The sequence below is a fragment of the Thiofilum sp. genome, from assembly GCF_016711335.1.
Classification (GTDB): domain Bacteria; phylum Pseudomonadota; class Gammaproteobacteria; order Thiotrichales; family Thiotrichaceae; genus Thiofilum.
Map to the genome: position 1 here is coordinate 2,795,529 of NZ_JADJTF010000001.1, position 12,260 is coordinate 2,807,788.

Here is a 12,260-nt window from a genome sequence, read left to right on the forward strand (position 1 = left end):
CATGGAAATCAAAGTTAATTTTCTCGACAATCTGCGCCTTGAAGCCAAGTTTGATGATTTTACGGTCATCGCTGATCAACCTATTCGTTATCAAGGTGATGGATCAGCCCCCGGTCCCTTTGATTACTTCCTTGCTTCATCTGCGTTGTGTGCTGCCTATTTTGTGCGCTTATACTGCTTAGCACGCAATATTCCCACCGAGCAGATTCGTCTCTCACAAAATAATATTGTAGATCCCGAAAATCGTTATCAACAGACCCTCAAAATTCAAGTTGAATTACCCGAACATCTGTCTGAAAAAGACCGTGCGGGTATTTTGCGCTCTATTGAACGTTGTACGGTAAAAAAGGCGATTCAGGCAGGTCCTGTATTTGAAATAGAGGCAGTCGATAATCTGGATCAAGATGCTCAAGCCTTATTGACCCTCAAACCCGATACAACTGCGCAGACTTTCATTGCAGGTAAAGATCTACCCTTAGAACAAACGATTGCCAATATGACCCAGATATTAGCCAATTTGGGGATGAAAATTGAGGTCGCCTCGTGGCGTAATCTAGTGCCGCATGTATGGTCTTTACATATTCGGGATGCTGCCTCACCGATGTGTTTTACCAATGGCAAAGGGGCGACTAAAGAAAGTGCTTTGTGCTCAGCCTTAGGGGAGTTTATTGAGCGTCTGAGCTGTAATTTCTTCTATAATGATCAGTATTTTGGTCAGGATATTGCCAATAGCTCTTTTGTTCATTACCCCAATGAGCGTTGGTTCAAATCCGGACTCAATGGGCGCTTACCTCAAGGTTTATTAGATGATTATTGTCTGAAAATTTATAACCCTGATGGTGAGCTACGTAGCTCGCATTTAATTGACACCAATTCGGGTAATAAAGCGCGGGGTATTTGCGCCTTACCGTTCATTCGCCAGTCGGATCAGCAGGTGGTGTATTTTCCCTCCAATTTGCTCGAAAATCTTTACCTTAGCAATGGCATGAGTGCGGGTAATACTTTGGTCGAGGCACAGGTGCAATGCTTATCCGAGATTTTTGAACGCGCCGTTAAACGCCAGATTATCGAGCAGGAATTAGTATTGCCTGATGTACCAAAGGAGGTATTAAACCAATACCCCGCCTTAGTAGCAGGTATTCAAGCACTAGAAGCACAGGGGTTTCCAGTGCTGGTGAAAGATGCATCCTTAGGCGGGCAGTTTCCGGTGGCATGTGTCACATTAATGAATCCGCGTAATGGGGGCGTATTTGCCTCCTTTGGTGCACACCCACGTATGGAAATTGCTTTAGAGCGTAGCTTAACCGAATTATTACAAGGGCGTAGTTTTGAGGGTTTAAATGATTTTCAGCCCCCCACTTTTAGTAGTTTAGCCGTATCTGAGCCTAATAATTTTGTGGAGCATTTTATTGACTCATCAGGGGTTATTTCATGGCGTTTCTTTAGCAGTAAAGCCGACTATGATTTTTGTGCATGGGATTTCTCTGGTACTACTGAACAAGAAGCGCAAAAGCTCTTTGCTATTTTAGAAGAGATGGGCAAAGAAGTTTATATGACAGTTTATGAGGATTTAGGTGCACCGGTATGCCGTATTATTGTACCCAACTATTCCGAAATATATCCGGTCGAGGATTTAATTTGGGATAATACCAATAAAGCGCTGTATTACCGTGAAGATATTTTGAATTTGCACAATTTATCTGATGGGGTTTTGGCTAGTTTAGTGGAACGCTTAGAGGAAAGCGAGCTAGACGATTATACCGATATTATTACTTTAATTGGGATTGAGTTTGATGAGAATACGCCGTGGGGACAGTTAACTATTTTAGAGTTAAAACTATTAATTTATCTAGCCTTAGGTCAACACGAAGCCGCCTTAGAAAAGGTTGAGCAGTTTTTGCAATATAATACGAATACGGTAGAGCGGGTACTGTTTTATCGAGCCATTAATGCAGTGCTGGAAATTGTGTTGGATGAGGACTTAAATTTAAACGACTTTTTGCCTAATCTTACGCGCATGTTTGGACAAGTAACGATGGATGCAGTAGTAGGCTCAGTAGAAGGTCGCGTGCGTTTTTACGGTCTCACCCCCACGAATAGCCAATTAGCAGGCTTGGATAAGCATTTGCGTTTGATAGAAAGTTATAAGAAGCTACATACAGCGCGTGCTCAACGTAACCACCATTAACCTTATACTCTATCTTGTTTTTTGTACTAGCTTTGATCTTATTCTAAGGTCAAACCCTATTCTACGCGGAGGATGATGATGAAAACATTAAGTGCATGGGTGTTAGGTCTGGGTTTAGCAATGAGTACCAGCGCATTTGCCGCCGGTAGTGCTGTCACTTATCAGGTTGATGGTAAAGATTATGAAGGTTATTACAGCAAAGCGTCTGATAAAGCTCCTCTAGTGATTTTGATTCATGATTGGGATGGTCTGACCGATTATGAAGTAAAGCGTTCGGATATGTTAGCTGAGTTAGGCTATAACGTGTTTGCGCTTGATTTGTTTGGTAAAGGGGTGCGTCCGGCTGAAATGGAGGAGCGTAAGCGTCTTACCGGAGAGCTGTATAAGGATCGTGCTAAAATGCGTGCCTTAATGCAGGGCGCGATTGAAACCGCCAAGGCTCAAGGGGGCGATGTGAGTAATGCGGTGGCAATGGGTTATTGCTTTGGAGGTGCTGCTGCTTTAGAGCTGGCGCGTTCTGGCACTGAATTAAAAGGCTTTGCTTCATTTCATGGTGGTTTAACCACTCCCGAAGGGCAAGATTATAAAAATACTAAAGGTGAAGTATTAGTCATGCACGGCACGGCTGATGATGCGGTGACGATGGATGATTTTGCGGCTCTGGCTAAAGAGCTAGAGAAAACCGGTATTAAACACGAAATGGTCACCTATAGTGGTGCACCGCATGCGTTTACTGTGTTTGGTTCAGAGCGGTATCGAGAGGATGCGGATAAAAAGTCATGGGCGCTATTTCAAGACTTCTTAAAAGCCAAACTCCAGCCTAGTACGTAAGCGAAATTCTCTTATTCATCCGTTAGCTATCTCGTCTGTTATGTCCCATAGCCTAAAATAAACGGGCTGTGGGAACTTATAAAACTTCTTTAGTTCCAACAAAGTACCTATCTTAACTGGGGCAGATTCTAGTCCCCACGCTTTACAGGTAGGCGTCAACTATTTTTTCCCTAATGCGTCAAATCAAGTAACTAGCCACAACTATCGAGTGTGAAATGAAGTGGTATTAGCTCTTACCGAATAAGAGTGTTTGCTAATTTCAAGGAGAACCCCTGTATGACAACCCTTAAAACATTACTATTGGCATCCTTAGTGTCTGCTATGACATGGAGTACTAGCCTGTGGGCTGACCCTGCGGGTAGTGAGGTCGACCGTATTGATGGTGTGATTGATAGTGTAACGATTGAGCCGGGCTATCCGGTTCCTCCGCGCTATGATCGACCTAATCGCCCAGAGCGTCCTTATCGTCCTGATCGCCCTGAGCGTTATGATGGGGAGTATGAGCGCGAGCGTCGTGAGTTTCCGATGCATAGTCGTCGTATTGATGAGCGTCAACATCGTCAAGCCAGCCGTATTGAGAGTGCTTATAAAGAGGGGCGTTTAACTCATCGTGATTATATGGAGTTAAAGCGTGAGCAAAATGATATTCATCGTATTGAGGCTTCGATGAAAGCGGATATGCGTTTAAGTCGGCGTGAGATTGCGCGTTTAGAGGCTTTATTAGATGAGGCAGCGGATCATTATAGAGCGTTAAGTACTCCGCGTTATATTCCACGTTATTAAATAGCAGTCTAAAGTTTTCTATGGTTCATCCCTTGCATTCATTCGCCGTGATTGAATGCCAGTTTTAGGGTAGGTTCTTTCACCGGGGAGCCTACCCTTTTTTTGCGTGGATTTTTTTGTGGTTTGCCCCTTTAAGTAGGATCGAGCGTAATAGTCCCAGTGGATTTCAAAGCTAGTGAAAATAAAATCCGTATAGCATCTATGATTTGGCGGAATTAGCACGGCTTTAGATAAGTTTCTCTGCTGATTTTGTTTAGATATTCTTCAACCGGTTGGGGAGTATGGGTTCGTATATGTTGATCTGGGTGAGTGGCTATATATTGCTTAGTTCATAGTACATACCAGTTTATATATTTTTTGCTAACTTCATGCTTTAAAAGAAAAAGGGCATAGTTATCCCCCAATTCTTGCGAATAAACGGTTGTCGGTTCTGAGCAGGGTGTTGTATGATTACTGACCATAAGTGTCACTATCCGGATGGAGTTTTTTCCTATGCTAATCCCAGACTATACGGAATCTCGCCAACAGAAAACTATAGCTTCTTTCCCATACTATACGGAGTCTGGAATAAGATGTTATACCGAGATTCCGTATAATAAACTGTTAGACTCTCAAAATAGTAAAACCACCAATTAATAGTGAAACATGCAAGATCAAGATACTCCTCAAGTCTTTTTAAGTTACGCAAGCCCTGATCAAGAAAGGGTCATTCCATTTTTTGAGGCTTTAGAAAAAAGTGGTTTTAATGTTTGGCTTGACTGTAAAAGCATCATGGCTGGTCAAAACTGGGACTTTGAAATTAAAAAGGCTATAGATAAGTCGAACATAATAATTTCATTTTTATCAGAAAGCTCCATAAATAAGAGAGGTTATATCCAGCGAGAGCTGAAAATTGTTCTCGACAAACTTTCTGAGAAGCTTATAGACGACATCTATATAATTCCTGTTAAACTTGATGATCATATTCAAATTCCCAGCCAATTAAAAGACATTCAATGTATTTCGGCTAATTCAAATAACTGTGTTTCAAGCATTGAAGAAGCGATTAATTTTCAATTAAATAAACTCGGACTTGCAACACAAAAGACACAACGAAAAGAAGAACTATCTTGGTCATTCTACACAAAAAAAGAACAATGGGATGGTCTGCCAGGATATGAAGTTGAATTACAATTTATCAAGCTAACGTCAGAAAAATATCCAAACATCCACGAAGCTAGTGAATATATTCAAGGCGAATTATTAAAAAATCTCTTTGCTTGTCGAAGTACAGAGCTCGATCAATCACCAGAAAGATTTAATTATGGACAAGAAAAATACCGTAGAACTGATACCTATGATGCTCATTGTTCTGAACCATCAATAACAGGGCGAGTTATAAGCATTCAATATGCAGTTCATTGGTATGGAGCAGGTGCGGCTCATCCCAATATGCATTTTTGTACTTATTCTTTTGTCATGGAGCCTCTGATATTAATAGACTCATTAGAGCACATATTCATCGACCCGCCTGATGCGCTATTAAAAATACAAGAGCTTATTAGAACCCAACTTAAAAACACAAACTTGGGGGGAGAAGATGAAGATGAGCAATTTTATCTTGATGCTGATTACATTGACCGAGGCACAGAAAAATGGAGTGACTTCGAATCATTTGTTTTCAAAGAAAAAAGTATAGACTTTTTCTTCTCACCATATCAAGTTGCAGCATATGCATGTGGCCCACAATTTGCTGAAATTACATACTTTGACATTATAGAGCTTATTCGCCCAGAATATAAAAGCGCTTTAAATATCGAGCATATCACTTACCAGAAAATGCGAGCTTTAAAAGAATACAACTTAAAAGTCTAACAATCATATATGGTCTCCACAGTCAACCTTAAACCAATAAATTCCCATTCCCAAAAGGCGAGTAGTGCTTGCCTTTTGATGCAACAGCCCTTGTGAACCTTCTTGCCTGAAGCGGCGGTTTTGTCAAGGAGGAGTGCCGCAGGGAAGCGCCTTGCTAAAACTGGTGCGCAAGGCATCCTGTGAGTGGGCTGTATTGCCTTAACTTTCTGGTGCTGGCGTGGGTGATCGTTAGCTCCAGTACAGGTATTGAACAGATCATTGCATGCATTTATGCGAGACATAGGTATGACAATTAATCTATCCTCGATAATAAACAAACTATTTATTTATCTAATAGTTGTTATTACGCTGCCGCTATGGATCCCATTCTATATTTATTTATTAGTTAAAAAATACATTAAATACAAAAGAGATATAAGGAAAAATGGTTACGCTTTTTTATTTGAGCGACATGATGCTTTAGTTTATTGTGAAGTATTCAATGGTAAAATTAAGAAGAGCAATAATCGGAAGATACTCTCATAATAAAGAACCTTCTATTGAGCTAATCAATAAATACGATTGGGATAGTGAAGTCATTATTTGGTTAAAAAAACGCAGAAAAGAGTTAATGCAAAAGCTTTTGGTTGAGGTTAGTACTTCTTATTATGAGCATATTAATTAATCTTTAGATATAATTATAGATAGTGCAGTTAAAAAGTTGAAATAAAGTTTTATCATCTTGTGCAAGTGAGTCTCAGATAAGGCTCTTGCTGATCTTTACATATGCCTTCAACACATCTAATACGTTACCATTTTTCATTAATTTGAGTCATAATAAAATGAAAGAAATAATAGCTTTTGATCTTGATGAGACATTAGGTACAATCATTACGGATGGTTTATCAATAATTGGATTTAATATGAGGGTCGGCAGCGTCGATTTATTATCGAACCTTAAAAAAAGATATATTCTTGCTTTATGGACAGTTAGTAGTCGAGCTTATACAGAAAAAGCATTAGGGTATGGTTTAAGAGATTTTTTTGATGTGATATACACTTGGGATGAAATATCTGAATCTTGGAAGGATATTCGTAGAATTAACGCTAAATATTTAATTGATGATAGTGCATTTCATCAAGAGGAAGCAAAGAAATATAACTTGCACAGTAGGTATATTATAATTCCGAGTTATGGAAGCCCTGAGGATATAAAAGATGAGCTTTTATGGGTTTCTCAGGTTAGAGAAATTATTAATTAAACCTCATGGTACAGTTTGTTCCCCGCTGCCCCCGTCACACAAAAAATTATACCTTTTTAAAGATTGCCTCAGCCCGTCATTCCTTTATAAGCTTAACGCACTATTCAAGTGACTTAGAGCATGACTATGACAACTCTCCCTAGCTGTGACAACCTACCCACCCATACCCTCACCGTCGATCAAGCCCAAACCCGCATCTTAGAAGCCATACAGCCCCTCATCCATACTGAAACCATCCCACTCAAACAAGGTCTAGGGCGAGTACTAGCCGCAGCGATTATTGCCCCCTTTAATGTTCCTCCCCATCGCAACTCGGCAATGGATGGCTATGCCTTAAATAGCCAAGCCTTACCCACAGGACTACAGCAGTTTCGTGTCATAGGCAGATCATTAGCGGGTCATCCGTTTCAGGGAACCGTACAAGCAGGCGAGTGTGTACGCATTATGACCGGAGCAGTCGTACCTCAAGGGGCTGATACCGTACTTATGCAGGAAGAGGTGCAGCGTAGTGCAGATCACATTACCTATCAGGGTGAAATAAAAGCCAATAAAAATATTCGTCATCCGGGTGAAGATCTAGCGCAAGGTGCGGAAGTGTTGAGTGAGGGACGAGTTCTCAATGCTGCCGATTTGGGGTTAATCGCTTCGTTAGGCATAGCACAACTGACGGTTTGGCGTCGCCCGAAGGTAGCGATTATTTCTACGGGAGATGAGTTAGTACCTGTGGGGCAACCTTTGGGAGAGGGGCAAATTCATGACAGTAATCGTTATACCTTATTGGGTTTATTACAGCGCTTAGCGGTGGAAGTCATCGATTTAGGCATAGTGCCCGATGATCCCATTCAGTTAGAACAAGCGTTTCAGCGTGCCACTGAGCAGGCGGATGTCTTGATTACCACCGGTGGGGTTTCAGTAGGAGATGCCGATTATGTGACTCAGCTATTGGAGCGCTTAGGGCAGGTCAATTTTTGGAAAATTGCTATGAAACCCGGCAAACCGTTGACCTTTGGGCAGTTAGGTCAATGTGCCTTTTTTGGTTTACCCGGTAATCCTGTTTCTACGATGGTCACTTTTTTGATTTTTGTACGTCCCGCTTTAATGAGGTTAGCGCATTACCCCGATGCTATGCCCATCACCTATAAAGCTAAAACCTTAACCACCTTAAAAAAAGCGCCCGGACGGCAAGATTATCAACGCGGTATCTGCCATCAAGATGAACACGGACAATGGTGGGTCAAGTCTACCGGATTCCAAGATTCTCACGTTCTGCGTTCTATGAGTGTGGCAAATTGCCTTATGGTGTTAGCGCGGGAATGGGGCGATATAGAGCAAGGGACTGAAATACCTATTATGCCCTTTGCACCGTTATTTTGAGCTTAATAATTAACCAATCGGCGTTGTTTCATCTCTTTTTTTTGAAAAGCATTATAAATAAAATGTATAGTTACTATTATAGGCTTAATCTAAATAGAGTTTATTGGTAACTATTGCCTTAGCTGCGTTCATACCTTACTAGATCTAGCCAGAAGATAGGAAAATGAGTGTTCCTATCTCGCTTTACACTAATAACAAGTTATAAAAATAATTTAGGAGAGCCATGATGCTAGTGTTTCAGTTGGGAGATAAGCCCTGTTGCTTGCTACCCCTGATGTTCTTGCGTAGCAAATGGAAAAGCATAGTAGCGTTAATTTCCCCACTCCAGTGGCTAGTAGTGGGTATGATGCTCTTTACAACACAGCAGACATGGGCGGCGGGACAAGTATTAGAGTACGGCATTAAGCGCAGTAATGATGGGCGTTATCATGTATATATGCGCCCTAATACCGCCATCAGTGGGGAAAATACCAGCTTAACCGGACAGGTAACTATTAAAGTACCCAACGGGACTAATAAGTTTTTGGTGTCGGGGCTTACTTCTATGATTCCGGGGGTGGTGTGGACAGCCTCTTCACGAGTAGACGCACCGCCTGAAAATCCACAAGTCGATTTCATTTCCTTCACTTTTGACCCCATTGGGAGCAGTAGCTTTAATTGGCAGCCCGGAATAGAGCTAGAAGTCTTTAATTTTATCAATCCTAATGTGTGTGAAGGTTCGGTCATTTTATTAGAAAATACCGAGTCATTTGCCATTCGCCCCAACTCAGCAAATACCAATGCAGCGAATCAGTTCACCAATTTAGGCTGGGGTAGTTTTTCTACCAATAACTATTTGGGTAACTACCAAGCCTCAGTAAGCTGTGGCAGTAATCATAATCCAGTCATTACCAGCAACGGTGGGGGAGATAGTGCGGCTCTCACTGTCCCTGAAAACCAAGCTTATGTCACAACCGTTACCGCGACCGATCAAGATAATGATCCACTGACCTTTAGTTTGAGCGGGGGGGTAGACCAAGCGCAGTTTATGTTGCATCCGGTCACCGGTGTACTCAGTTTTATGACTAATCCTTTGGTCGACCAACCTAACGATAGTAATGGCGACAATATCTATCAGGTACAAGTACAGGTCAGTGATGGTCAGGGGGGGATTGATCGGCAAGATCTGGCTATTACCGTAACTCGCTCCAATGCCTACAAGGTATTAGAGTACACCATACGTCGCGCTGCGGATAATCGCTATCATGTGTATATGCGTCCTAATAGAGCACTAGCCGCAAATAATAATTATAACTTGACCGGACAAATTACCCTGACTGTGCCTCATGGTACGGGAGCCAATCGCTTTACGGTCACTAACCTGCAAACTCATATTCCTAATGTAGTGTGGTCACAAACCTCACGCGTAGATGCACCGACTGAAAATGCTAGTGTGGATTATTTATCCTTTACTTTTAATCCTTATGGCACACAAGAGTTCCAATGGCAAAAAGACATAGAGCTGGATATTTTTAGTTTTGAAAATAGTGCTAGTTGTAGTGGTCTAGTAGACGTGATGGAGAATAGCGACCCGTTTAATCAATTACCTAACTCTAGAAATACTCAACCGACCAACCAATTTACCAATTTAGGTTGGGGGTCTATGACGGCTAATAACTATTTGGGTAATTACGGTGATCCAGTCGATTGTAGTACGAATCGAGCGCCTACTATTGTCAGTAATGGCGGAGGTGATACGGCAACTATTACGGTTGCCGATCAGCAAACCAGCGTTACCACAGTGATGGCGACTGATCCTGATAATGACACCTTGACTTATTCGATTATAGGCGGGGTAGATGCGGGTTTATTCTTGATTAATCCTAGTACCGGACGTTTAAGTTTTAGTACGACGCCAAACTTTGATAGTCCGCAAGATGCTAATGCCGATAATACTTACTTAATCGATGTACAGGCGAGCGATGGACGCGGCGGTATTGACCAGCAAGCACTGACTATTCGAGTCATTAAATCAGATAGTTACAAAGTGTTAGAATATACCGTGCGCCGAGGGGCGGATAAGCGTTATCACATTTATATGCGTCCTACGCGCGATCCGAGTTCGGGATTAAATTACAACCTAACAGGGCAAATTACCTTAACCGTACCGACTGGAGCAGGCGCTAATAAGTTTGTGGTGACTGATTTAAGATCAGAAGTCGTCAATGTTACTTGGGCGAATAACTCACGCGTGGATGCTCCGACGGAAAATACCAGTACGGACTATCTCTCTTTTACCTTTTCACCCTATGGTCATCAGGATTTTAATTGGCAGGCAGGCGTTGAGATCGATATGTTTAGCTTCGTCAATAATAATACGTGTAGTGGCGTAGTGGATGTCATGGAGAATACCGAGCTCTTTGCACAAATGCCTAACTCGGCTAATACTCGTCCGGCTAACCAATTTACCAATTTAGGCTGGGGACCCGCCACAGCGAATAACTACTTAGGTAATTACGGTGATCCAGTCGATTGCCGCAATAATGCAGATCCTGTTATTACCAGTGATGGTGGAGGAGATACGGCGACCCTTAGTGTGTTAGAAAATAGCGTTGCAGTGACTACCGTGACCGCTACTGATCCTGATAATGATGTATTGACCTTTAGTATTACGGGTGGCGTGGATGCCGCTAAATTTGTGCTTCATCCCAGTACTGGGGTATTAACTTTTATTACTGCCCCTGATTATGAAATACCCACCGATGCTAATCTGGATAATCGTTATGAGCTACAAGTGACGGTGGAGGATGGGCGCGGAGGTATAGACCGCCAAACGATTACGGTCGTAGTGGGAGATGTATTTGAAAATCTGCCGCCTGTGATTATTAGTGATGGCGGGGGCGATGTAGCGAATCTGTCGGTGATTGAGGGGCGCACCCATGCCACCACCGTGGTAGCTACCGATGGTAATAATGATGTATTGACCTACAGTATTATTGGTGGAGCCGATGCTGCAAAATTTACCCTTGATCCGGCGACTGGAGTACTAAGCTTCAAATCACCCCCTTCTATGGGCGGACAAGCTCCTTGGGGTGACGTGTTTTTACCCCCCGGAGATATAGATAAAAATAATGTTTATGTGGTGGAGGTACAAGCACTGGATCCTCATGGTGCTGCCGATACCCAAATCATTAATCTAAAACTCATTACTGGCTTAGTGTTGCAATTACAAGTACGTGCTTGGTTACAAGGTCCCTTTGATCCTAATACCCAAATGATGCGTGACAGTTTACGCACTAAAGGGCTGATACCCTTACAACAACCCTTTAATATTCCGCCCTTTATTTATCAAGGCGGAGAGTCATTATCAGCTAGCTTATTATTAGAAGAGGGTTTTGATGCTCCGGTGGATTGGGTATTAATACAATTACGTAGTGCAACCTCTCCCGCAGCGGTGTTGTGGAGTAAAGCGGCATTAATCCAACGCGACGGTGATATTGTTGACCCTGCTACGGGCAGTAATCGGATTACGGTCGAAAATGCGCCTTCAGGTAGGTATTATTTGGCGGTACAACATCGCAATCATTTAGGAGTGGTGAGTGCCAGTACGGTGCTTTTGGAAAATACGGTAGCCACTTGGTATGACTTTGGTTTAACCACCACTTCGGTGATGGGAAGTCATTCACGCTTATTAAATACGAGCAAAGCTTTCCTCTGGGCAGGTGATGCGAACTATGACAAGAAAGTAGCCGCTAGTGGTACAACTGCTAATGATTTGAGCGTGATGCGTAATGCTATCTTGGGAGCGGGCGCGAATAATACAGCGAGTGCTAACTATAAGCTCAGTGGCTATCAGATTACCGATTTTAACTTAGATGGTATAACCACCTTTAGTGGTGCAATGAATGATCTTAACCCTTTAGTGGCGAATATCATTACCCATCCTGCCAATACGACGAAATCAGGTGATTATATTTTGATAGGTAATTTGCCGTAGTTAGCCACCGAAG

Annotated in this window: 7 protein-coding genes; all 7 read left to right on the forward strand. The window is 42.3% G+C overall.

The features are described from left to right. Position 1: 1 nt before the first annotated feature. Complete coding sequence (locus tag IPL34_RS13350; protein WP_296841941.1) at positions 2–2,188, forward strand: OsmC domain/YcaO domain-containing protein; 2,187 nt, start codon at positions 2–4, stop codon at positions 2,186–2,188. Between the two features lie 78 nt (positions 2,189–2,266). Next, positions 2,267–3,019, forward strand: coding sequence for a dienelactone hydrolase family protein (locus IPL34_RS13355; RefSeq protein WP_296841942.1), 753 nt, complete (start codon positions 2,267–2,269; stop codon positions 3,017–3,019). 276 nt (positions 3,020–3,295) lie between these two features. Beyond that, positions 3,296–3,802: a hypothetical protein gene (locus tag IPL34_RS13360; RefSeq protein ID WP_296841943.1), complete on the forward strand. Its 507-nt coding sequence runs from the start codon at positions 3,296–3,298 to the stop codon at positions 3,800–3,802. A gap of 645 nt (positions 3,803–4,447) precedes the next feature. Beyond that, positions 4,448–5,656 (forward strand): TIR domain-containing protein, encoded by a 1,209-nt coding sequence (locus IPL34_RS13365; protein ID WP_296841944.1) that lies wholly within the window; start codon positions 4,448–4,450, stop codon positions 5,654–5,656. 821 nt (positions 5,657–6,477) lie between these two features. Beyond that, positions 6,478–6,897, forward strand: coding sequence for a hypothetical protein (locus IPL34_RS13370; RefSeq protein ID WP_296841945.1), 420 nt, complete (start codon positions 6,478–6,480; stop codon positions 6,895–6,897). 126 nt (positions 6,898–7,023) lie between these two features. Further along, a complete protein-coding gene (glp, locus tag IPL34_RS13375; protein WP_296841946.1) occupies positions 7,024–8,271 on the forward strand; it encodes a gephyrin-like molybdotransferase Glp in 1,248 nt (415 codons plus the stop codon). Between the two features lie 223 nt (positions 8,272–8,494). Further along, positions 8,495–12,247 (forward strand): cadherin domain-containing protein, encoded by a 3,753-nt coding sequence (locus IPL34_RS13380; RefSeq protein ID WP_296841947.1) that lies wholly within the window; start codon positions 8,495–8,497, stop codon positions 12,245–12,247. The last annotated feature ends 13 nt before the right edge of the window (positions 12,248–12,260 follow it).

Bases quoted from the DNA above. Each gene is read 5' to 3' on its own strand.
- IPL34_RS13355 (WP_296841942.1), top strand. From the start codon at position 2,267: ATGAAAACATTAAGTGCATGGGTGTTAGGTCTGGGTTTAGCAATGAGT.
- IPL34_RS13350 (WP_296841941.1), top strand. From the start codon at position 2: ATGGAAATCAAAGTTAATTTTCTCGACAATCTGCGCCTTGAAGCCAAG.
- IPL34_RS13370 (WP_296841945.1), top strand. From the start codon at position 6,478: ATGAAAGAAATAATAGCTTTTGATCTTGATGAGACATTAGGTACAATC.
- IPL34_RS13380 (WP_296841947.1), top strand. From the start codon at position 8,495: ATGATGCTAGTGTTTCAGTTGGGAGATAAGCCCTGTTGCTTGCTACCC.
- glp (WP_296841946.1), top strand. From the start codon at position 7,024: ATGACAACTCTCCCTAGCTGTGACAACCTACCCACCCATACCCTCACC.
- IPL34_RS13360 (WP_296841943.1), top strand. From the start codon at position 3,296: ATGACAACCCTTAAAACATTACTATTGGCATCCTTAGTGTCTGCTATG.
- IPL34_RS13365 (WP_296841944.1), top strand. From the start codon at position 4,448: ATGCAAGATCAAGATACTCCTCAAGTCTTTTTAAGTTACGCAAGCCCT.